Raw genomic sequence first — 22,569 nt, 5'->3', positions numbered from 1 at the left:
ATCATGCCGGCTGCGAGGCAGTAGCCACCTCCGACTCGAGATCGGCGAGGCGATATCCAGCGGAGTGGATGGTGTGCAGCAGCGGGCGGTCGAAAGGCTTATCGATAACGCGACGCAGGTTGTAGAGGTGTGAACGCAGGGTGTCGGAGTCCGGCAGCGTATCGCCCCAGATTTCACGTTCGATGTCGCGGCGACTGACCACGCGAGGCGATTCGCGCATCAGGATGGCCAGCAGCTTCAGGCCAATCGGCGACACGGTGAGTTCCTGGCCGCCGCGCACCAGGCGCAAGGTGGCGGTATCGAGCGTCATGTCGCCCACGGTGAGGATTTCGGTGGATACCTGCCGGCGGTCGCGACGGATCAGCGCGCGCAGGCGTGCTTCCAGTTCGCGCACTTCGAAGGGTTTCACCAGGTAGTCGTCGGCGCCGGCTTCCAGGCCCACCAGCTTGTCTTCGAGCGTGTCGCGGGCGGTCAACATGAGTACCGGGGTGGATTTCTTGGCATCGCGGCGCAGCTTGCGGCACACGTCCAGGCCATCCATGCCCGGCAACATCAAGTCCAGCACCACCACGTCATAACTGTTTGAAACGGCCAGATGCAGGCCACTGACGCCGTCGGCCGCATAGTCGACCGAATACCCCCGCCGCTCCAGAAATTCGCCGACCATTTCTGCGATCTGGCGGTTGTCTTCGACCAGAAGGATCAGTCCTGCCTGTTCGTCGCGCGAGCTCATCCGTACCTCCTGAAGCTGACTTCACAAAGGTGAACAGCTAACGACCGCCGTCGTGAGGGGCACGTGAAAGCGCCTGGTCCCAGTTCACGGACGGTTCTGATTATCCTCACGCTAACGCAACAGCGGCGCCAGCCCTTTCCACACGTTGTCCAGCACCATCGGCTCGCCTGCGGCGACCGGGTGGAGACCGTCGTCCTGCATCAGCTCCGGCTTGAGCGCCACGCCATCGAGCAGGAACGGCACCACGGCGGCATTCCTGCTCTTGGCCAGGTCCGCGTAGATGGCGCGCAGGCCGTCGCGGTACTGCGGGCCATAGTTCACCGGCAGCTCGATGCCCAGCAGCAGCACCCGCGCGTGCGCCTGCTGGCCGGCATCGATCATCGCCGCAAGGTTGTCCTTCAGCTGGGCCAGCGGCAGGCCGCGCAGGCCGTCGTTGGCGCCCAGTTCGATCACCAGCACCGCCGGCTTGGTCTTCTCCAGCAAAGCCGGAAGACGATTTCGACCGCTCAATGACGTTTCGCCGCTGATGCTGGCATTGACCACCGTCCAAGGCGGCTCCATCTTGGTGAGACGGTCGCCGAGCAAATGCACCCAGCCGGCCTCGACCGGGATGTTGTGGGCGGCGGACAACGAGTCGCCCAGCACGAGTACGGTTTTCGGCGGAGCCGCCTGGGCGGTGCCGGCGACGGCACCCCACAGCACGACCAGGCAACATAGGAAACGACGCATGAGTGGCAATGCCTCCGCTTTATCCGGCAACCCGTCATCGGGTGCCAAGGGTGTCCTGCTGGACGCGGTCGATGTTAGCAAGTCGGTGCAGGGGCCCGAGGGGCAGCTCGACATCCTTACCGCGGTGTCACTGCAAGTGCGCGAAGGCGAGAGCTTCGCCATCGTCGGCGCCTCGGGCTCGGGCAAGACCACCCTGCTCGGCCTGCTGGCCGGGTTGGACACGCCAACCAGCGGCCATATCGCGCTCGACGGCAACGCGCTGGAGCGCATCGACGAGGAAGCGCGCGCCGACCTGCGCCGTCGCCTGGTCGGCTTCGTGTTCCAGTCGTTCCATCTGCTGCCCGCGCTTACCGCCGAGGAAAACGTGATGCTGCCGCTGGAACTGGAAGGCCGCGACGATGCACGCGTCCGGGCGCGCGAAGCATTGGAGGCGGTCGAACTGAGCGCGCGCCGGCGTCACTATCCGGCGCAGCTCTCCGGCGGCGAGCAACAGCGTGTGGCCATTGCGCGCGCCTTCGTGCACAGCCCGCGCCTGCTGTTTGCCGACGAACCGACCGGCAACCTCGACCAACGCACCGGACAGCACGTGAGCGACCTGATGTTCTCGCTCAACCACGATCACCGCACCACCCTGGTGCTGGTCACGCACGATGCCAAGCTGGCCGCGCGCTGTGCGCGCCAGATCACGCTGGATAGCGGCCGTGTAGTGCTCGCACCGCGCGCGCCTGCGGTGGCGGCGCCATGAGCATGGCATCGCTCCGGGAGTGTCTCGCATGAAGCTGCTCACGCTTTCCCTGCGCAGCCTGCGCCGCGAATGGCACCTGCCCGAATTGCGCACACTGGGCGCATCGCTGGTGCTCGCCGTGGTCGCACTGGGCGTGGTCGCCACGCTGGCCGCCCGGATGGAGCGCGGCGTGCTCGCCAGCGCCGCGGAACTGATCGGCGGCGACATCGGGATCAGTTCGCCGCAAACGCTGCCGGCAAACTTCGCGGCGCAAGCGCGCGATCGCGGCTTGCAGGTCACCGACGGCGCGAGTTTTCCAAGCGTGGCGTTCGCGCACGAGCAGAGTCAGCTGCTCGATGTACTCGCCACCGACAATGCCTACCCACTGCGCGGCAGTATGGAATTGGCGCAGGGGTCCGGCACCGTGGTCGGCCACGGGCCGGCGCCGGGCGCGGTCTATCTCGATCATCGCGCGCTGGTGGCGCTCAACCTGAAAGTCGGCGACAGCGTGCAGCTGGGCGGGCGCGACCTGCGCATTGGCGCCGAGCTGGTGCGCCTGCCCGATGGCGGCGAGCTGGTGGCGATGGCGCCGCGCGCATTGATGAACATTGGCGATGCCGAACAGGCCGGCCTGCTGGGCGTGGGCAGCCGCGCGCGCCACCGCCTGCTGGTGGCCGGGCAGCCTTCGCCGGTGCAGAGCTGGCGTGCATGGGTGGAGGCGCAGACGCTGCCGCAAGGGGCCGAGCTGATCACCCCCGAGCAGACCCAGGAACGCATGCGCAGCGCCTTTGACCGCGCCAGCGCTTTCCTGCGCCTCACCGCCCTGCTTTCCGCATTGCTGGCTGGCGTGGCGATTGCACTCGCCGCACAGCGTTATGCACGCCGCAAGACGAATGAAGTGGCTCTGCTCCGCGCGCTGGGCACGCCGCGCCGGCAAGTGCTGGGCTTGCTGGTGGGCACGCTGGGCCTGCTTGCCGTGCCTTCGGTGATCGTGGGCGGCCTGATCGCGCTGGGTCTTGCGCAGCTCACCTGGAGTTTCGCCAGCCAGTTGTTCGCCGCCATTCCCACCACGCTGCCATTGGGACCGGCGGTAGCCGCCGCGGTGATGGGCTTGGCAGTACTCGCCGGTTTCGCCTTGCCGCCGCTGGCACGACTCGCCGAGGTGCCTCCGGTCGCGGTGTTTCGCGAAAGTGCGGCGCGGCGGGTGAGGCGCTTCGATTCGCTGTATCTGGTACCGGCGCTGGTGGCCTTGGTGTTGATCTGGAGCCAGAGCGGCTCGGCCAAGCTGGCCGGCATTCTGGCGGTGAGCCTGGTCGGCGTCGCGGTGGTGGCGGCGCTGCTTTCGGCCTTGATGCTGTGGATCGCCCGCCGCGTGGCGCCCGGCGCCCATCCGGCATTGCGCTTGGGCCTGGCGGCGCTTGCACGGCGCCGCGGCATGAGTCTGCTGCAGGCCACCGCGTTGAGCCTGGGCCTGGTCGCGTTGTTGTTGCTGGCCATCGTGGCGCCGGCCCTGCTCGAGGGTTGGCGCAGCGAATTGCCGGCCGACACGCCGAACTGGTTCGTGCTCAACCTGCAGGACGACCAGCGTGACGGCTTCCAGCAAGCGCTGGCCCGCAGCGGCGGGGAAAAGCTCAACATGCTGCCGCTCGCGGTAGGCAAACTCACGGCTATCAATGATCAGCCGATCGATCAGATGCACTTCAAGGACGAGCGCGCGAAGGACTGGTCCGACCGCCAGCTGCGCCTGTCCTGGGCCGCCGAGCTGCCGCCGAGCAACGAAGTGATCGCCGGCCAGTGGCATGGCGATCATCCCGCGCAGGCCGAGGTATCCATCGACACCATGTGGCGCGACATGTACGGCCTGAAGGTGGGCGACATGATGCGCTTCAATGTGGGCGAAGGCAGCATCGACGCCCGCGTGGGCAGCATCCGCAAGGTGGACTGGACCTCGTTCCGGGTGAACTTCTTCCTGGTCTTCGACCCCGCGCACGCTGCCTCGCTGCCGCATACATGGATCGCGAGTTTCTACCTGCCGCGCGGTCATACCGAGTCGCTGGCGCAGCTGTCGCGCGAGTACAGCAACCTCAGCCTGATCGACGTGGATGCGATGCTCGATCGCGTGCGCGAGATCGTGAACCAGGTGAGCGGCGCGGTGCGCTGGGTGCTGGGCTTCAGCCTGCTGGCCGGTGCGTTGGTGCTTGCCGCGGCGTTGGCCTCAAGTGCGCAGGAACGCCGCCACGAAGCGGCGCTGTTGCGCACGCTCGGCGCGCGCCGCACGCAATTGCGCATGGCGGCTGCCTGCGAGTTCGCCCTGCTTGGCCTGGTCGCCGGACTGACGGCGGCGTTCGGCGCGGCAGGTACGGGCATGTGGCTAGGTCACGCGATCTTCCACATCGAGCATTTCGTGCCGCCGCTGGGCGCGCTACTGTTGGCTGCATTGGCTGCCGCCATCGTGGTAATGCTGCTGGGCCTGGCCGGCACCGCACGCGTCAGCCGCACCTCGCCGATGCGTCTGCTAAGGGAAAGCTGAGTGCCAAGCTGGATCAAACGACTCGGGCACGAACGGTTGCTCATCCTCTTCGCGCTGCTGGCGATCGTGCTCGCCATCGTCGATCCACGTCCCTTGACCAGCTATCAGCGCTGGCTGCAACTGCCCACGCTGGCCGGCTTGCTGGGCCTGATGATCTGCATCCAGGGCATTCGCGACAGCGGGCTGGTGCAGCACGCGGCGGCGGCCTTGATCGAGCGTGTGCATTCGCTGCGTGGGCTCGGTGTGTTGCTGGTGAGTGCCACGGCCTTGCTATCGATGGTGCTGACCAACGACGTAAGCCTGTTCTTGCTGGTGCCGTTGACGCTGGCCATCGGCAGCATCTCGAACCTGCCGGTGATGCGAATGGTGGTGCTGGAAGCGCTGGCGGTGAATGCGGGCTCCACGCTCAGCCCCATCGGCAATCCGCAAAACCTGTTGCTGTGGCAGTACACCCACCTGCCCTTCCTCGAGTTCATGCACACGATGCTGCCGGCGTTCGGCGTGATGTTCGTACTCGTGCTGCTGCTGACGCTGGTGTGGATGCCGCGCGGACGCGTGATCCTTCACGCGGAAGACATTGACGGCCATCCGGTGTCGAATTCGCAGGCCATCCTGTCGGTACTCGCCCTGGTCAGCATGGTCGTGATGATGGAACACAACCACGCCGTGCTCGGCGCGCTGCTCTTGCTGGTGCCGTTTGCATTGCTGGAATCGGGCACGCTGCGCCGCATCGACTGGCTGCTGCTGGCGACGTTCGCCGCGATCTTCCTGGGGCTGGGGCATTTCGCCGAACTGGGCTGGGTGCAGCGCGCCCTGGCGAGCATCAATCTGGAAAATCCGCTCACGCTCTACGCGAGCGGCATTCTTGCATCGCAGGTCATCAGCAACGTGCCGGCCACGGTGTTGCTGCTGCGTCACGCTCCCGATCCCATGGCGCTGGCCGTGGCGGTGAATGTGGGCGGCTTCGGCGTGGCCATCGGTTCGCTGGCCAACCTGATCGCGTTGCGCCTGGCCAAACAGCCCAAGGGCGCGCGACTGCTGCACCTGGTGTCGATACCGTTTCTGCTGGTGTGCGCGCCGCTGGTGTATCTGGTGATGCGCTGGCTGGGCTGACACTCGAAGCGTGGCGCGCCATTCCCGCTGTTTGGGAATGACGCGCCTATGTCTCGAGCCTGGCGTCAGTCGTCGTCGCGATCGTGCGGCACGTTCACCTTGCCCTTGATGCCCGAGTGGCTGACGTCGCCGCTGCCCTTGGCGCCGAGGGTGAAGTCGCCCTGCACGTCGTGCACCACCAGGTCGCCGGAGCCGAGCGTATCCACGCGCACGCTGCCGCCTACGTTGCGGATGCCGATGTCGCCGGAGCCGATGCTGCCGATGCGCGCGTCGCTACGGACGCCGTTGATCTTCAGGTCGCCGGAGCCGACCGAACCGACGTCGAGGCTGGCCACATCATTCACGTCGATGTCGCCGGAGCCGACGCTGAGCGCGACCGGGCCGGAAATCTTGCTGATATGCACGTCGCCGGAACCCACCTTGGTGCTCAGGCGCTGCAGGTTGCTCACCCAGGCATCGCCGGAACCGACGTTGAGGACCACCGGCAGTTGCGCCGGTATCTGCATGTCGACCTTCAGGTCGGTATAGCTGTAACCGATGGAAAAATGGTTGTGCTCATTGCCGCCGATGTCCACCACCAGTCGATCGCCTTCGCGGTGCTGCGTCACGGTGAGGGCGTCCAGCAGCTTGGGATCGGAGGCGCAGGCCTTGCCGGTCAGCGCACCTTTGCCGCCTTCGCCGCCGCTGAGATGGAGATCGTGGCTGTGCAATTCCACCTGCACTTCGCGCACGCCGGCCAGGTCGAGCGTGAGATCTCGCGGGGCCGAGTACTGGCATTGGTCGGCGGCATGGGACGCCAGGGGGGACAGCAGCAGTACGGCGAGGATGAGACGGCGCATGGATGGCTCCTTGTGAACGGGACGAAGCTTGGATGGCGTGCCGCGGAAAAAGGTTTAGAGCCGCGGCCGTCAACCTGTCACCGCCCGCGGCGTTTGAGGCTTCACGAACCCAGGGGAGACCCACGGCCATGCCACGCAGGACACCGCCCGCCTCCGCACCCGTCTTCATCATCGCTGGCGCGAGCTGCTCGGTCATGGCCCAGGAGACACCCTCGGCGGCGCCATAAACCCATAAGAAGAAAAGCGGCACTGTCGGTAGGCAGCGCCTTGCCCTGAGGCACGGGACCCCAGAACCCGTGCCTCCTTTTTTTCTCTCAGGCCGCCGTGTCGTCCAGCCGCTTGGCGCGCTGCCAAAGGGCTTCCTGCGAAGCGAGGTCCTGCTCAGGCAGCGGTTTGCCGTCGGTATGCGCGATCCGTTCCATGTGGCGGAAGCGGCGTTCGAACTTGCTGTTCGCGTGGCGCAAGGCCTGCGAGAAATCCACGCCGGCGTGGCGCGCCAGGTTCACCATCACGAACAGCACATCGCCGATTTCGTCCTGCAGGCGCTGTTTGTCGCGGCCGTTGGCGAACTCGGCTCGTACTTCTTCCACTTCCTCGAGCAGCTTGTCGAGCACGAGTTGTTCGTCCGGCCAATCGAAACCGACCTTGGCCGCCCGCTCCTGCAGCTTCAGTGCGCGCTTCCATTCGGGCAGCCCGCGCGACACGCCAGCCAGCGCACTGTTGTCATGCTGCTCGCCCTTGGCGGCGCGCTCGGCGGCCTTGATGTCTTCCCAGGCCTGCTTCTGCGCGTCGAGATCGTCGTAACTTTCATTGCCGAACACATGCGGATGGCGACGTATCATCTTGTCGCTGATCGCATGCGCCACGTCGGCAAATTCGAACAGGCCTGCTTCCTTGGCCATCTGCGCATGGAAGACCACCTGCAGCAGCAGGTCGCCGAGTTCGTCGCGAAGGTCGGGCCAGTCCTGGCGGTCGATGGCATCGGCCACCTCGTACGCCTCTTCGATGGTGTACGGCGCAATGGTCGAGAAATCTTGCTGCACGTCCCAGGGACAGCCGTTCTGCGGGTCGCGCAGGCGCGCCATGATGGCCAGCAGGTCGGCCATGTCGTGCTGCCTGGTGTCGCTCATGAGGCTTCCAGGTCGGCCGCTTCCAGGCGGGCTTTCCAGTCGATGGAGGCATCGCCCACGGCGATGAATTCGGGATTGATCAGCGAGTCGCCGCGGTTGTAGCGCAACGGTGCGCCGGCCAGATCGAGCACGGCACCGCCGGCCTCTTCCAGCACGCTTTGTGCCGCCGCCGTATCCCATTCGCTGGTGGCTCCCCGACGCAGATAGACGTCCGCATCGCCTCGCGCCACCAGGCAGAACTTCAATGACGAGCCCATCGGCAGCGATTGGTAGTCGTCACCGATCAGCTGCTGCAGCAAGGCCACGCCCGAGCCGCCATGCGAGCGGCTGCCCGCCACGGTGGCCAGTTCGGGTAGGTCGCGCGTGCCGATGCGCTGCCAGCCGGCATCGGCACTGCGCTGCAGCCACGCACCCTCGCCACGCGCGGCGGCGTAGAGCTCGCCGGTCACCGGCGCCAGCACCACGCCGAGCACGGGTTCATGGTTTTCGATAAGCGCGATGTTCACGGTGAACTCGCCATTGCGCTTGATGAATTCGCGCGTGCCATCCAGCGGATCGACCAGCCAGTAGCGCTGCCATTCGCGTCGCTGCGACCACGGCGCAGCGCGGGCTTCTTCGGAAATCACCGGCAGCACGCCATCCAGCGCGGCTAGGCCGGCGGTGATCACGCGCTGGGCAGCGAGGTCGGCGGCGGTCACCGGCGAATGATCCTGCTTGCGCTCGACTTCGAAATCCTGGCCGTAGACGACCAGGATCGCTTCGGCGGCATCGCGGGCAATCGCTGCGATCTGCAGCAGCAGGCTGGAGAAAGGCGCGTCGGTCATGTCGGCTGGAATCGGCCGGCGAGGTATTCGCGGGCCATGAAGAGGGCGGCGATGGAACGGCCTTCGGTGACATCCTCGCGCGCGACCAGCGTGTGCAGGTCGGCGAGCTTCCACGGCACCACTTCGAGCTCTTCGGGCTCGTCGCCTTCGAGCCGTTCCGGATACAGATCCTGCGCCAGCACCACGTGCGCCATATGCGTCATGTACGAGGGCGACAGCGACAGGTTGTGCAGGATCTTGAGGTGGCGCGCGCCGTAGCCGATCTCTTCCTTGAGTTCGCGATCGGCGCCCTGCTCCACCGTTTCGTCGCGGTCCAGGCGTCCCTTGGGCAGGCCCAGTTCGTAGCGGCCCACGCCGGCGCCGTATTCGCGGATCAGCAGCACGGTCTCGTCGTCGATCATCGGCACGATGATCACGGCTCCCAGCCCGCTGCCCTTCAACCGCTCATAGGTGCGGCGTTCGCCGTTGGAAAATTCGAGATCGAGCTGCTCGACGCGAAGAAAGCTGCTGTCGTGCACGTCCCGGGTGGCATGGATGATCGGTGGCTTGTGCATCGGACGATTGTAGCTCGCGCTTCACCTTGGCGTGGGATGGGCGGCATCGCGGCCGGCAAAGGCGGCCCAGATCAGCAGGCCGAACAGCACCGCGCGCAGCACGCTCGCGCACACGGATATGGCCGTGACGATGGTACGTATGCCTTGCATGGTGTTGCCCTCGCGCACCATATGCGGCACGTACCAGCCCGACATCCAGGCCGACAAGCCGGTCAGCAGCATTTCCAGCACGCAGGCGACCAACACCAGCTTGGCCGGCAGCGGCGCTTTCGGCCACCAGACGAGGGCCACCACGATACCGATCAGGGCAGCGGCGAACACCGGCCCGTTGGCCACCAGGATGCTGTAGAGCATCGCGAAGTCTTCCATGGCTTGCTCCTCAGTGCGATGTCGAGAGTCGGTCCAGCGCCTGCGCGTGGATGGCTGGCGTGCCGGCAAGCACGCTGGCGGTGTCGAGCGTCAGCGCGGCGCCGTGGATATCGGTGAACACCCCGCCCGCTTCGCGCACGATCACCGCCAGCGCGGCCACGTCGAGAATGTTCAGGTCCGACTCGATCACCAGATCGAGCCCGCCGCGTGCCAGCAGGTGGTAATGGCAGAAATCGCCGTAGCCACGGATGCGGTTGCTGTCCTGGATCATCGTGCCCAGCGCATGCCAGCGCGCGTCGCGCGTCAGGGTCTTGATGTTGCCGGTGGATATCGATGCCTTGGACATCTCGGCGGTCGCGGCCACGTGAACGCGCTCGCCGTCGAACCAGCTGCCACCGCCCGCGCTCGCCCACATGGTTTCGCCATAGATGGGAGCGCTCGATACGCCCAGCACCAGTTCGCCCCGGTGCATCAGCGCGATCTGGGTGGAAAAGAACGGCGTGCGGCGAACGAAGCTCTTGGTGCCGTCGAGTGGATCGACCAGCCACATCAGGTCGTGATTGCTGTCGTCACGGCCGAATTCCTCGCCGTAGATGGATGCCTGCGGCAGCGCCTTGTGCAGGATCTCGCGGATCGCGAGTTCCGCTTCGCGATCGGCTACCGTGACCGGCGTGTCGTCGCTCTTCAGCTCCACCGCCACGCCCTTGCCCCAGTAGTGCCGCAACACCACACCGGCGGCCTCGGCCGCTTCGCGCGCGGCTGCAAGAGCCTTGGGCAGATCCAGTTCGCTCATGGTTGCTTCCCACGGATGGCGGCGGCAAGACCGCCACTGTAATCGATGTGCGTGACACCGTCGGCATCGACCGCGCCAAAGCCGGCGAGCCATGTTTGCAGCGCCGGCTGCCGGCCTCGCGGTGCCGCCACGGCGGTGAAACGACGCGCCAACGGGCTGAGTTGCAGATGGCCATCGATGCGCAGCGGACCGTGGCCATCGTCCTGCAGATGCCCTTCGATGACGCCGTTCTCAGCGCGCAGATCGGCCTGCAGGTTGCCCAACGGCAGATGGGCCTGCCGCGTGAGCAACACCGCACCCTGCCACTGCACCTGCGTATCGAGCGTCCACGGCCAGCCGCCGCGCAATTCGATACTGCCGGCCGTGACGCGCAATGTGCCGCGAGGCACGCCGCCCAGCAGCAGAGGACCGGCACCGAGCACATCCAGGTCGATACGCATTTGGACGTCCGTCCAGGTAGCCTCGGTAGCCTGCTTGCCGGCCATGTGGCCGGTGAAATCGATACGCGGCCCGTGCAGCGCCACCTGCAGGCGGTTGTCGCCGAGCAGGGCCCTGCGCGACAGCTGCCATTGCAGCGCACCCAGGTTCTCGCCACGGGCGGACAGCACCTGGCCGGCCTTGCCGTCCCACACCAGACCGCTGACGTCCTGCAGGTGCACGCCATTCAAGCGCGCGTGCAGCCAGGGCAAGGCCCACCGCGCGGGCAGGAACCACAGCAGCGCGAATGCGGCAACGAGAAGGACCAGCAGGCCCATGAATGCACTACGCCAAACCTTCAAATCGGCTCCCTGGCTGGATGCAAGACTTGAGCGGGCACGCTCGAAACCCCGATCATAGCCGGATGAACACCTCATTCCCTGCTGCCGACGCGCTGGTGCGTCGCGACCTGAGCCTGCTGTGGCATCCCTGCACGCAGATGCACGATCATCAGACGGTTCCGATGGTGCCCATTGCCCGCGGCGAAGGCGCCTGGCTGATCGATACCAGCGGACGCCGTTACCTGGACGGCATCAGTTCGTGGTGGACCAATCTGTTCGGCCACGCCAATCCGCGTCTGGCAGCAGCGCTCGCCGAGCAGGCCAAGACGCTGGAGCACGTGATTTTTGCGGGTTTCACGCACGAGCCGGCAGTGGCGCTGGCCGAAGAACTGGTGCGCGTCACGCCGCCGGGCCTGGATCGCGTGTTCTATGCCGACAACGGTTCGGCCGCGATCGAAGTGGCGCTCAAGATGAGCTTCCACTACTGGCTCAACCAGGGACACGGCGAGAAGACGCGCTTCATCGCGCTCACCGGCAGCTATCACGGCGAGACGCTGGGCGCGCTTTCGGTCAGCGACGTGGCGCTGTATCGCAGGACCTATGCGCCCTTGCTGCTCACGCCCATCCTGGCACCCTCGGCCGATACGTACGAAGCGTTGCCCGGTGAAAGCCCCAGCGAGGTCGCCAGGCGCCGTCTCGGTGAATTGCGTCAGTTATTGGAACGGCACGCGCACGAAGTGTGTGCGGTGATCGTGGAACCGCTGGTGCAATGTGCCGGCGGCATGCGCATGTACCACCCGGATTACCTAGCGGGGCTGCGTCGTCTTTGCGACGAATACGACGTGCATTTCATCGCCGATGAAATCGCCGTGGGATTCGGTCGCACCGGAACCCTGTTCGCTTGCGAACAAGCCCGTGTCGCGCCGGACTTCATGTGCCTTTCCAAGGGACTCACCGGAGGCTTCCTGCCGTTGTCCGCGGTGCTCACGACGACCAAGGTGTACGAGGCGTTCTACGCCGAATACAGCGCAGGCAAGGCCTTCCTGCACTCGCACAGCTATACCGGCAACCCGCTGGCCTGCCGCGTGGCACTGGAAACGCTGCGGATCTTCAACGACGAGCCGGTGCTGGAACGCAACCGCGTGCTCGCCGCCCACCTGGGCAAGCGGCTGGCGCCGCTACGCGATCATCCACACGTGGCGGATGTGCGCCAGACCGGCATGATCGCCGCGGTGGAACTGGTGGCGGACAAAACCCATCGCACGCCGTTCCCTTCGACGGAACGGCGTGGACTGCGCGTGTACCTGCATGGACTCGAGCACGAGGCGCTGCTGCGGCCACTGGGCGACATCATCTACTTCATGCCGCCCTATGTGGTGAGCACCGACGAGATCGACCACCTGGTCGACACCGCCATCGCGGGCATCGAGCTGGCCGTCGCTTAGCGGCCGCCGCTCACGGTGACGCTGGGATCGAGCTGCTGCAAGGCGGGGCCGATGGTGGGCGATCCGGTGTTGCGGATGTCCTGGTTGCTGTAGCTACGACCGGCCACCGGCAGGCAGGTGCCGGGCTTGGCGGGAATCAGGCTGCCGGTGCTCTGCAGGCAGTTCCGGTCGCCCGGTTGCGGCGGCTTCTTCGATGCCACCTGGTTGGCCATGTCCTGCTGGCTTGTCTGTCCGGTGGCGCCCGCGGTGGCCGAATCCTGCGCCATCGCGACCGGCACGGCGCCCAACGCCATCGCCAGGACTAGAAGGGATTTGCTGACCATGATCCACCTCCGGGGAATGAGGGATGTACTACATGCTGCGCCTGCTGCGGCTTGCGGGCAAATGCCGGTCGACCGGCATCTCCCGGGCGTTCAGCTAGTCCGCCGCACGCCGCATGGGACGGGGCATCGGCGCTCCGCTATGCTTTTCGTTTCGTCACCGTCATAACGTCCCATGCGCACCATCCGCATACATGTCGAACTGCCGCTGGCCGTGGGTCAGGAACTGACCCTCCCGGCCCAGGCGGGCGAGCACGTCGCTCGCGTGCTGCGACTGACGGCCGGTGCGCCGGTCACCCTCTTCAACGGCGATGGCACGGACTACCCCGCCGTGATCCAGACCGTCGGCAAGCGAGAGGTGACGGTCCGGGTGGAAACGGCCCAGCCCATCGACAACGAGTCGCCGCTGCCGTTGACCCTGGCGCAAGGCGTGGCCCGCGGCGAGAAGATGGACCTGATCGTGCAGAAGGCCACCGAACTGGGCGTGGCGCGCATCGTGCCGCTGCTCACCGAGCGTTCTGAGGTCAAGCTCGACGCCGGCCGCGCCGAGAAGCGCCTGGCCCATTGGCAGGCGGTGGTGGCCAGCGCCTGCGAGCAGAGCGGTCGCGCCCGCGTGCCGACAGTGCTGCCGGCCGTTTCGCTGGAACACTGGCTGCGCGAGCTGCCGCGGGATGAAGTCTTGCGCCTTGCCCTGTTGCCGGAGGGTACGCGACGCGCCAGCGAGTTGCGCTTCAGCGCTGCCGGTGGCGTGCTGGTGGTCGGGCCGGAGGGCGGCCTGGGCCATCGCGATACCGCTGCATTGGCCGAGGCGGGCTTCGAAGGCCTGCGCCTGGGTCCGCGCATCCTGCGCACGGAGACGGCCGGCCTGGCTGCCCTGGCGGCGTTGCAGGCGCTGCACGGCGACGTTTAGTAGCCCCCGCTCACGGCTCGTCATTGCGGCGCAGGCCGGAGGTGCTTTAACAGCCGAATGGCTGGTAATCCAGTAGCGAATGCGCTGAGTTGTCGCATAAGACGATCCAGTTGCGCCCCGCGAAGACCGCGCACGCGGCTACTGGATTACCAGCCATTCGGCTGTTGAAAAGCACCTCCGGCCTGCGCCGGAATGACGGTGAGGGAGATGAGCGCTCAAGCGAGATTTCGCCGGCGCTGGGTCCCGAAAAAAACACGCCCGCGAGGGGCGTGTTTTTAGGTGAAGCCAGGTGGAAGATCAGCTGGCCAGCTCGAGCAATTCGAGCAGCTCCGCTTCGATGCCTTCCAGATCCGGAATCACCGCGATGTCGTCGCGCACCAGCACCTGCGCACGCACGCCCGGCGGCAACGGTGCGCCGTCGTGGGTGGGAATGATCAGCTCGGCGTTGAGTGTGGTCAGGCGCGGGAAGCCTTGCGTGACCACGGCGATGAACGGCAGGTCGTTGTGGCCGCCCAGCGCCTTCAGCACGGCCACGCGAACGGCCTGCTCGCTGTCGCCCTCGCCCGCACCGGCGAGCTTGTTGAACGACACCAGCGGCACACGCCAGCCGCGCCAGGCGATGCGCCCCAGCAACCATTCCGGCGCGCTTTCCACCGGTTCGGGCGCCGCAGGCATCGTGATCACTTCGGCCACGGTGGCATTGGGCAGCAACAAGCGCAGGTTGCCGACCGGCACCAGGACGCAACGAATTTCACGCGGTAGTGGCAAATCGCTCATCGCCGGCCCTCCATCGACATCTCTTCCACCAGGCGCGCCGCGAGTTCCGCAGGCGTGCCTGAATAACTGTGCAGGCGCTCGGCTTCGATGCCGTGCACCATATCGGCGAACTGACCATCCGACGATTCGATCCACACCTGGCCGCCGCGATCGTGGATCGCCTGGCAGCCACCGAGCGCATCGTTGGCCTGGCCCGCGAACACGATGGCCTGTGCGTTGCGGCCAAACACATTGGCCGCCAGGGTGAAGCTGGCATCGATCGGCGAGCTGCGCACGTCGCTGTTGTCCAGCGACTGCAACTCCACCCGGCCATCGCGATGCACGCGCGCCTGCTGCCCATCGGGCACCACCAGCACTTCGCCGACGCGGGCGCGCGCGCCGTTCGTGGCAATGCGCACGGGCAGCTCGCTGTAACGGGTCAAGGTATCGGACAGCGCTTCGACCGACTTGCCGCCCAGATGCTGGACGTGCAGCACGGCAGCGCGCAGATCCGCCGGCAGCATCGAGAGGAACGAACACACCGCTTCGAGGCTGTCCGCCGCCGCGCCAAGCACCAGCAGGCGGCTGATCGCGCTGTCCAGATCGTCCAGCATCATTTCGGTGGCGGCGGCGTCGTATTCCTTCGGTGCCAGCGCTTCTTCCATCGATACCAGCTCCAGCTTCATGCCGGGCTCGATGATGGAGGATGCTTCCTCGCCGCCTTCCGGCGCGAGGAAATCCGCAGCGCTCAACTTCTCGATACCGAAGCTGGCGGCAGGCGGGGGCGCGGAAGCCGCCGGTGCGGCCGCCTCGCCTTCGTCCACCAACGCCCAGGCAGATGCCGAACCCAGCAGCGTCGAAGGTGATTTTTCCGGGCTCTCTGCCAGCGCGGGCGACGGCATGAACGATTCGTCCAGCGGCGCCAAAGCCAGGTGATCGAGCTGGAACGAAGGCATCTGCCGCGCGGCTGCATCGGCCGCCGGCTCGTCCAGCGGCGCATGGCCCTGCGTGCTCAGCGTATCCAGGCCGAAGCTGCCGTCGTGCAGCGCCGGCAGGTCGTCATCGGCGCTGAATTTCAGCCCCGAGCCGAAGTCGTGATCGGCCGACGCTTCGCCTTCGGGCGCGCCGAAATTGCCGTCGTGCAAGGCGGGCAGTTCGTCGTCGGCGGTGAACTTCAGACCTGAGCCGAATTCGTCGTCCGTCTCCAGCGGCAGGTCCTTCAATGCGGCGAAATCGTCCAGATGCAGCGGTTCTTCCACCGCGCTGAAGGACAGTTCCGAACCGAACTCGTCCTCGGCCAGCGCCGGCTCGTCGGCAGCAATGAACGCTTCCAGTTCCGCCGCCAGAGTTTCCGACTGCACTTCGGTAGCTTCGACCGCTTGCGGCGTGATCTCGGCCGGGGCGATGTCGGTGGGCGCTATCGGCTCCAGCGCAGCGACGAAACTCGGCGAGGGTTCCTCGGCGATCACGACCGGCTGAACCTCGGCGTTTTCCACCAGCACTGGCTCGGCCACTTCGGGCACGACCGGTGCGTCCTGCGGGCGCGGCGGATCGAGGTCGCCCTGCGCCATCACTTTCACCGCGAGGTGGCGCGCCCAGCGGGCACGGTCCCAACCGTCGAGGGAGCGACTGGCGGCAGCATCGTTGAACACCACGCGCGGGCGGTCGCCGTCGATCACGTCGTAGAGACGATCGAGGTCGTCGTCGGCGTCTTCGTCCAGGTTGACCACCAGCACTTCCGCGCCGGTGTTGCTGAGCATCTGCTTGTCGAGGGTGGACAGCGCACCTTCGTGCACGATCCGGGCCCCGCGTTCGCGCAACGCTTCACGCAGCTGACCGCCGAGTTCCACGTCATCGAACAACAACGCTACCGCGGTCGCCGTTTCAGCCATTGAGCGACTCCGTGGTGCGCTGTTCGAGCACCTCGCCAATCTGCGCCAGCAGTTCGGCTTCCTGGTACGGCTTGCCGAGGTAGCGGTCGACGCCGATGTCGAACGCGCGCTGGCGATGCTTATCGCCGGTACGCGAGGTGATCATGATGATCGGCACGTCGCGCAGTCGCGGATCGGACTTCATCTGCGTGGCCAGCTCGTAGCCGTCCATGCGCGGCATCTCGATGTCGAGCAGCATCAGGTCGGGCACGCGCTCGTGCAGCTTCTCGAGTGCGTCGACGCCGTCCTTTGCGGTGGCCACTTCGTATTCGTGGCGCTCCAGCACGCGGCCGGTGACCTTGCGCATGGTGATGGAGTCGTCGACCACCATCACCAGCGGACGCACGCGTTGCTCTTCCACCACCGGCGTGGCGATGGCGGTGAGGCCTTCGTCCAGGCGCTGCAGGCGACGGGCGATGCCATGGCGCACCAGCGGGGCGAGATCGAGAATGATCAGCACCGAACCGTCGCCCATGATGGTCGCGCCGAGGATGCCCGGCACCGAACTGATCTGCGGACCGACCGACTTCACCACGATTTCGCGCGAGCCGATCACGGCATCGATGCGGATCGCCGCGCGCAGGTCGCCCGAACGCGTCAGCAGCAGCGGGATCTGCTCGTCGTCGATCGCATTCACCGGCACGGCGCCCAGCAGCTCGGAGAGATTGTGGATCTCGTAGCTCTCGCCGCCGTACGGGAAAGTCGGCTCCGGCTCGGCCATGCGCTCGGCCAGTTCGGCCGGGCTGATGCGTGCCACGCCCTGCACCGAGGTCATCGGGATGGCGTAGTTGGATTCGCCGATGCGAACCAGGATGGCCTGCGTTACCGCGAGCGTGAACGGCAGCCGCAGCACGAACGTGGTGCCCTGGCCTTCGTTCGATTCGATCGACAGCGCACCACCCAGCTGCTTGATTTCGTTCGCCACCACGTCCATGCCCACGCCGCGACCGGCGAGCTGGGTCACGGTGCTGGCGGTGGAGAAGCCCGGCTGGGTAATGAGGGCGAGCACCTGGTCGTCGCTCAGGCGGGTGTCGTTGCGGATCAGACCGCGTTCCACGCCGCGCTTGCGGATGGCATCGCGATCAAGGCCGCGGCCGTCGTCGGTCACGCGCACCACCACCTCGGTGGCTTCGCGTGCCACGCGGATGCGCACGGCGCCTTCTTCCGGCTTGCCGGCCTTGCGGCGATCCTTGGGCGACTCGATGCCGTGGGCCACGGCATTGCGCAGCATGTGCTCGAACGGCGCCTTGATGCGCTCGAGCAGGTTGCGATCCATTTCGCCGTGGGCACCCTCCACGTACAGCTGGGCGCCCTTGCCTTCTTCCTGCGCGGCCTGGCGCAGCGTGCGGCGCAGGTTCGGCACCATCGTGTCGAACGGCAGCATGCGCGTACGCAGCAGACCTTCCTGCAGTTCCGAGCTCACGCGCGACTGCTGGATCAGCAGCGTTTCGGCCTGGCGGGTCAGTTCGTCCAGCATGCCCTGAATGGACACAAGGTCGGATACCGACTCGGCCAGCGCACGCGAGTACTGCTGCAGCTGCGAGAAGCGGTCGAGTTCGAGCGGATCGAATACCGCAATACCCGCTTCGCGGTGCTCGCGCTGGAAGCGCGCGATGATCTGCGCTTCCGTTTCGATTTCCATCATGCGCAGCTGGCTGCGCAGACGTTGCACGGTCTGGTCGAGTTCGACCAGGTTGAAGCGGTAGCCGGCGACCTGCTGTTCGAGGCGCGAACGATAGATCGCCACCTCGCCTGCGTGGTTCACCAGCGTGTCGAGCAGTTCGGCGCGGACGCGGATCTGTTCCTGCGGCGTGCTCGGTGCGTCTTCGCGCTCTTCGGGCAGCAGTTCCGGCAACAGTTCGGGCAGCGGCGCCAGGCGGGCCGGGAACGGCACCACGTTGGCGGCTTCGACCACATTGATCGCTTCGCCGGCATCCGCGGATACGCTCGTTGCGCCTTCGCCAGACATGGCCAGGAAGCGATCGATGATCGCCTGCGGATACGGCACCGGCCGCCCCTGCGAGACCATCTGCACCAGGCCGTGCAGCTTGTCGAAGCCCACTTCCAGTGCAGCGATCAACTCGCCGATATGCGCCGACTCCGCGTGCAGCGGCTTTTCCAGCGCCGTTTCGATGGCATGCGTGAGGTCGCCCACCGGCACCATGCCGGCAATGCGCGCACCGCCCTTGAGGGTGTGCAGGTCACGCTGGATCTCGGCCAGATGTTCGATCGCACTCGGCTCGGCACGCCACTGGGCGAGCACACCGTCGGAGTGATCGAGAATCTCGCGCGCTTCCTCGATGAAGATTTCCAGCAGGTCGGGATCGATCTGGTTGGGCAGCAATGCGCTTTCGTCGATCGGTTCTTCCGCAGCGGCGGGCGTTGCCGGTGCTTCGGCCACCGCTTCTTCGACGATCGGCTCTTCGACGGCCGGCTCCTCGACCACAGGCTCCTCGATCAGCGGTTCCGCTTCGTCGAGCACCGGCGCTTCCAGCACGATCTCTTCGATCGGCGTCTCGTCGCTGGCATCCAGCGCTTCGACCGGCTCGACGTGTTCGATGACGGGTTCGGAAATCGGCTCGACGTGGAGCGGCGTGGTCGCTTCAGACTCGACCGGCGGCTCCGCTTGCTCGATATCCAGCTCGTGCGCCAGGACGTGTTCGACGGTGGCGTCGGCATCGTCGATGACCGGACCGACTTCCAGCGTTTCGGCGTCGTCGAGCAGGTCGGCGTACGCCTTGCTGAACTCGTCCTCCGCCGAAGCCGGCGCGTGATGCGAGGTCTGATCCGACGCCGGCAGATGGGCGTCCAGATCGAATTCGCCCAGCGCAGCGAGCAGTTCGTCGGTGTACTTGTCGGTAGCCGGGGGCGACGCCAGCTCGATGTGTTCCACCGGCAGCGTTGCATCGGACAGCGCATCGTCGAGCGACGCACCCAGCACTTCTTCATGCGAGCTGTCGGCCAGGTGTGCCGGCGTCTCGTCCGCCAGGTCGGCCGGCGTCTCGAACAGCACGTGGGCCACCTGCGGTTCGGGCTGGCTGTCGCGCAGCTCGGTCAGGCGATGGATCAAGCTGTCCAGGTCCGGCAGATGCGGCGTGGCCACGTCGAACTGGCCCATCACGTGATCGACGGCATCGGCGCTCTGGCTGAGCAGCATCACGCCTTCGGGCGAGAGTGGCAGGCCGGCGGCGCGCAGGCGCTTGAGTAGGCTTTCCAGCGGCGACAGCAGCTGCGTCAGCAGCGGGATGTCGACCATGGCGATGGCACCGTGCAGCGTATGCACGGCGCGTAGCAGGCTGTCTTCGACGCGCAGTTCGCCGTCGACGCGGTTGATCGCCGTGCGGATGGTGGCCAGGTACTGCGCCACTTCGCTGCGCAGGATTTCCAGCAGCACCGGATCGATCGGCGGCATCACCGGCGCTTCGATGAAGTCGTGCGCCGGCACCGGCAGCACCGGTTCCGCGGGCGAGCTTTCGATGCCGGCGAGGCTGGCGGCGGGAATCGCCTCGGCCGAGGTGTCCACGCGCGGCACGCGGCGACGAACGATGCGGCGCACCGTTTCGGTACCGCTGGTGGTGGCGATGTCGGCAAGACGTGCATCGGCCTGGCCGGCCGACAGACGCTCGGAGATTTCCATGATGGCCAGCAGCGGCGCCGTGACAGCGCCCTCGCCCATCAATGCGACACGCAACTGCGGCAGCGCATCGATGGCGGCGCTGACCACTTCCTGCACGCCCTCGTTCGGCGGGATCGACTGATCCAGCACGCGGTTGAGCATGTTCTCCACCTTCCACGCGAACTCGCCGAGCACGGTGGCGCCGACCAGGCGACCCGAACCCTTGAGCGTGTGGAAAGAACGGCGGATGGAGGTGAGCGCGTCGAACTGCTGCGGATCGGCCAGCCAGGTCTTGCGGGTGGCGTGCAGGTTGTCGATCTCTTCCTGCATTTCTTCCAGGAAGATGTCGCGGATGTCGTCGTCGATGCCGGCGGTGCTGGACTGGAAGCGGGCGTCGATCGCCGATGCGCCGCTGGAGACCGGCATTTCCTCGACGATTTCTTCCTCGATTTCGATCCAGTCGTCTTCGTTGTCCTGTACCGGTTCCTGCGGCGTGACGTGCACGGTGTCGGCCAGGCGCAGGCCGGTGATTTCCTGTGCGACCGGTTCGGGCGTCTCGCTGTGGCCGACGATCAAATCGCTGAGGTCGTCGCCATGGCCCAGGCTGACGCTCTCGGAGAGCGCCGGCTGGTTGGCGAGCGTCGCGGCAAGCGCGGCATCGGCAGCGCGCGCCACGTGCTCGGGTGCTTCGTCCAGCTCGTCGTCGGAGGCGACACGCGCTGCCGGCGGCGGCCAGTAACCGAGGCTGCTGAGGCTGTGCTCGGCGACGTCCAGGATATGTTCGAGACCGCCGCGATGTTCGCGCGCGGCTTCCAGGTAGTACTCGAGTGCAGCCAGCGCATCGGCGAGATGATCCATCTGCGCGGTGCTGGGCACGCGGCGGTCGGCCAGCAATTCGTTGCCGACAAAGCGGCCGATGCCCTCGGCCAGTTCGGCCGGACGTGGCGCCGACAGCATGCGCATGGCGCCGGCGACTTCGTCCATCAGCGCGCCGACTTCGGCCAGCTGCGTCGACTGCCAGCCCGATTCCACGTAGGCGACGATGGCGTCCTTCACCTTGCCGGTGTTGGCGGTCGCCTCGTGCATCAGCGTGGCAAGGATGTGGCGCGCTTCGCTGCGCGGCAGCATCGCGGTCGGCATTTCGGCGGCGGTTTCGCCGTCGGCACCGAGGCTTTCGATGTGATCGTCGAGCGATGCTTCCACGTACAACAGCGCCCCGGCGACATCGAGCAGCAGCTCTTCGTCCGGTGCGCGCACGCGGCTGGCGATTTCTTCCAGCACGCGACGCTGTTCGTTGACCACGCGGCGCGGCACGCCCAGGGCGAGCATGCCCAGCGTGTCGCCCACGCGTTCGAGCACTTCGGTCTGGCCGGACAGCTGCGCGGGATCGGCGTCGGTCTGGCGCAGGAACAGGTCGAGCGATTCTTTCACCCGCAGCAGGTCGTCCTTCAACGCCTTGGCCACGGAGTCCAGCAACGCGCGGTTATGGCCCGCCATCGAACCGCGTGCGTGTTCGATCTCGCTCGCTTCAGGCAGCAGCGCATCGAGTGAATAGGTCTGGCGCAGCAGTTCCATGCGCGGGCTGCCCTGACGGACCTGACCCACGACGTACAGCAGCTTGCGTGCGAGCTCGTCGGCGTCGCCGCCGCGCAGGTTCGCCTCGCCGTGTTCGACCAGCTGGCGGATGCTGCGATCGACCTTGCCGATCAGCTGGCGCACTTCGCCCGTCTGGCTCTTCAGCGCACCCTGCTGCACGCCTTCCAGCACGCCGGCCGCAATCCACCACAGGCGACGGCCCGGGATGGTGTGGCAACGCGCGGTGATGGCGTCCAGCGTCTGGATCATGCCGCCCAGCTGCTGGTCGTTGCCCTGGCCGCGGAACCACGACAGCAGCTGCTGCTGGAAGCGCAGGCGCAGCGTGGTCACTTCGTTGCGCTGGCGCTCCAGCACCAGCTCGTGCGGCGGCTGCGGCGCCTGGGCCGGCAGCGCAATTTCCAGGTTGGGCGTGAACAGCGCCGACTCGTGCAGCGCCTGCTGGCCGCGGCTGGCGCGCAGGTCGTTCAACAGCGGCAGCAACACCACCGGCACGTCGCGATGACCGCCGGACAGGCGCTCGAGGTAATCGGGCAGCTGCATCAGGCCGCGCATCAGCGCGGCGTAGGCTTCCTCGCGTTGGGCCACATGGTCTTCGAGCAGCGAGATGGCGAGTGTCTCCATCTCCTCGGTGACCATGGCGGCGCCGTATAGCTCGACCATGCGCAGCGTGCCGTGCACCTGGTGCAGGCTGTCCGCACAGGAGCGCATCGCATCCCGGTTGCCCGGGTTGTCGACGTAGGACTCCAACGCCTCGCGGGCCACGGCGAGCGTCTCGTCGAGCTCGGGCTTGACCCACTGCAGGGTGGTGAAATCGATATGGTCTTGAAGTCTCATGCGCCCCTCTCAGCCGCCACGTAACGCGTTGTCACGCAACCGGCGAGGTTGCCCCCTGTGAAAAT

General features: G+C 66.5%; 18 protein-coding genes. 5 read left to right on the top strand and 13 right to left on the bottom strand.

Annotation, left to right across the window (positions count from 1 at the left end; translation table 11 throughout):
* Position 1: 1 nt before the first annotated feature.
* Both ACN9MB_RS05225 and ACN9MB_RS05220 read right to left on the bottom strand, forming a co-directional pair.
* Positions 2–733, bottom strand: a complete 732-nt coding sequence (locus ACN9MB_RS05225) for a response regulator transcription factor (protein WP_109124561.1) — start codon at positions 731–733, stop codon at positions 2–4.
* A gap of 111 nt (positions 734–844) precedes the next feature.
* On the bottom strand, positions 845–1,462 hold the full coding sequence (locus tag ACN9MB_RS05220; protein WP_204635028.1) for an arylesterase: 618 nt from the start codon (positions 1,460–1,462) through the stop codon (positions 845–847).
* Here ACN9MB_RS05220 and ACN9MB_RS05215 point away from each other — a divergent pair.
* Genes ACN9MB_RS05215 through ACN9MB_RS05205 form a run of 3 tightly spaced genes read left to right on the top strand, consistent with a single transcriptional unit; the run spans position 1,461 to position 5,829 of the window.
* Positions 1,461–2,207: an ABC transporter ATP-binding protein gene (locus ACN9MB_RS05215; RefSeq protein WP_426271010.1), complete on the top strand. Its 747-nt coding sequence runs from the start codon at positions 1,461–1,463 to the stop codon at positions 2,205–2,207. The genes ACN9MB_RS05220 and ACN9MB_RS05215 overlap by 2 nt on opposite strands.
* Positions 2,208–2,235: 28 nt before the next feature.
* Positions 2,236–4,716, top strand: coding sequence for an ABC transporter permease (locus ACN9MB_RS05210; RefSeq protein ID WP_426271009.1), 2,481 nt, complete (start codon positions 2,236–2,238; stop codon positions 4,714–4,716).
* Entirely contained in the window at positions 4,717–5,829 is a 1,113-nt protein-coding gene (locus tag ACN9MB_RS05205) for an SLC13 family permease (RefSeq protein ID WP_426271008.1), read from the top strand.
* Positions 5,830–5,894: 65 nt separating this feature from the next.
* Here the strand turns inward: ACN9MB_RS05205 and ACN9MB_RS05200 are convergent, their stop codons facing one another.
* From ACN9MB_RS05200 to gspN, 7 genes are all read right to left on the bottom strand, one after another.
* Positions 5,895–6,668 carry a DUF4097 family beta strand repeat-containing protein gene (locus ACN9MB_RS05200; RefSeq protein ID WP_426271007.1) on the bottom strand — a complete coding sequence of 258 codons (774 nt, stop codon included), beginning with the start codon at positions 6,666–6,668 and terminating at the stop codon, positions 5,895–5,897.
* A gap of 314 nt (positions 6,669–6,982) precedes the next feature.
* A complete protein-coding gene (mazG, locus tag ACN9MB_RS05195) occupies positions 6,983–7,798 on the bottom strand; it encodes a nucleoside triphosphate pyrophosphohydrolase (protein ID WP_426271006.1) in 816 nt (271 codons plus the stop codon).
* Complete coding sequence (cysQ, locus tag ACN9MB_RS05190; RefSeq protein WP_426271005.1) at positions 7,795–8,622, bottom strand: 3'(2'),5'-bisphosphate nucleotidase CysQ; 828 nt, start codon at positions 8,620–8,622, stop codon at positions 7,795–7,797. Before cysQ ends, mazG begins: the two co-directional genes overlap by 4 nt.
* Positions 8,619–9,176, bottom strand: a complete 558-nt coding sequence (nudE, locus tag ACN9MB_RS05185) for an ADP compounds hydrolase NudE (protein WP_204635022.1) — start codon at positions 9,174–9,176, stop codon at positions 8,619–8,621. Before nudE ends, cysQ begins: the two co-directional genes overlap by 4 nt.
* Before the next feature lie 21 nt (positions 9,177–9,197).
* A complete protein-coding gene (locus ACN9MB_RS05180) occupies positions 9,198–9,545 on the bottom strand; it encodes a hypothetical protein (RefSeq protein ID WP_426271004.1) in 348 nt (115 codons plus the stop codon).
* A 10-nt stretch (positions 9,546–9,555) separates the two neighbouring features.
* The gene (locus ACN9MB_RS05175; RefSeq protein ID WP_426271003.1) at positions 9,556–10,338 is read right to left on the bottom strand and encodes an inositol monophosphatase family protein; all 783 of its coding nucleotides are present in this window, start codon (positions 10,336–10,338) and stop codon (positions 9,556–9,558) included.
* Positions 10,335–11,117, bottom strand: coding sequence for a type II secretion system protein N (gene gspN, locus ACN9MB_RS05170; protein ID WP_426271002.1), 783 nt, complete (start codon positions 11,115–11,117; stop codon positions 10,335–10,337). The genes ACN9MB_RS05175 and gspN overlap by 4 nt, the downstream gene beginning before the upstream one ends.
* 62 nt (positions 11,118–11,179) lie before the next feature.
* Between gspN and bioA the strand changes: the two genes are divergently transcribed.
* On the top strand, positions 11,180–12,541 hold the full coding sequence (gene bioA, locus ACN9MB_RS05165) for an adenosylmethionine--8-amino-7-oxononanoate transaminase (protein WP_426271001.1): 1,362 nt from the start codon (positions 11,180–11,182) through the stop codon (positions 12,539–12,541).
* On the opposite strand, the gene ACN9MB_RS05160 is transcribed toward bioA, so the two are convergent.
* Complete coding sequence (locus ACN9MB_RS05160; protein WP_426271000.1) at positions 12,538–12,864, bottom strand: hypothetical protein; 327 nt, start codon at positions 12,862–12,864, stop codon at positions 12,538–12,540. The genes bioA and ACN9MB_RS05160 overlap by 4 nt on opposite strands.
* Before the next feature lie 172 nt (positions 12,865–13,036).
* On the opposite strand from ACN9MB_RS05160, the gene ACN9MB_RS05155 reads away from it, so the two are divergent.
* The gene (locus ACN9MB_RS05155; protein ID WP_426270999.1) at positions 13,037–13,771 is read left to right on the top strand and encodes a 16S rRNA (uracil(1498)-N(3))-methyltransferase; all 735 of its coding nucleotides are present in this window, start codon (positions 13,037–13,039) and stop codon (positions 13,769–13,771) included.
* 297 nt (positions 13,772–14,068) lie between these two features.
* Here ACN9MB_RS05155 and ACN9MB_RS05150 read toward each other — a convergent pair whose 3' ends face one another.
* From ACN9MB_RS05150 to ACN9MB_RS05140, 3 genes are read right to left on the bottom strand one after another with little or no spacing between them, the layout of a single operon-like run.
* Positions 14,069–14,548, bottom strand: a complete 480-nt coding sequence (locus tag ACN9MB_RS05150) for a chemotaxis protein CheW (protein ID WP_204635016.1) — start codon at positions 14,546–14,548, stop codon at positions 14,069–14,071.
* On the bottom strand, positions 14,545–16,419 hold the full coding sequence (locus ACN9MB_RS05145) for a chemotaxis protein CheB (protein WP_426270998.1): 1,875 nt from the start codon (positions 16,417–16,419) through the stop codon (positions 14,545–14,547). The genes ACN9MB_RS05150 and ACN9MB_RS05145 overlap by 4 nt, the downstream gene beginning before the upstream one ends.
* Complete coding sequence (locus ACN9MB_RS05140; RefSeq protein WP_426270997.1) at positions 16,412–22,504, bottom strand: Hpt domain-containing protein; 6,093 nt, start codon at positions 22,502–22,504, stop codon at positions 16,412–16,414. Before ACN9MB_RS05140 ends, ACN9MB_RS05145 begins: the two co-directional genes overlap by 8 nt.
* Between the last annotated feature and the right edge of the window lie 65 nt (positions 22,505–22,569).

It is taken from the genome of Dyella kyungheensis (assembly GCF_049913195.1).
In the GTDB taxonomy this organism is placed as follows: domain Bacteria; phylum Pseudomonadota; class Gammaproteobacteria; order Xanthomonadales; family Rhodanobacteraceae; genus Dyella; species Dyella kyungheensis.
Note: the sequence above shows the minus strand (reverse complement) of the source record. Positions and strands in the feature narration are given on the sequence as shown.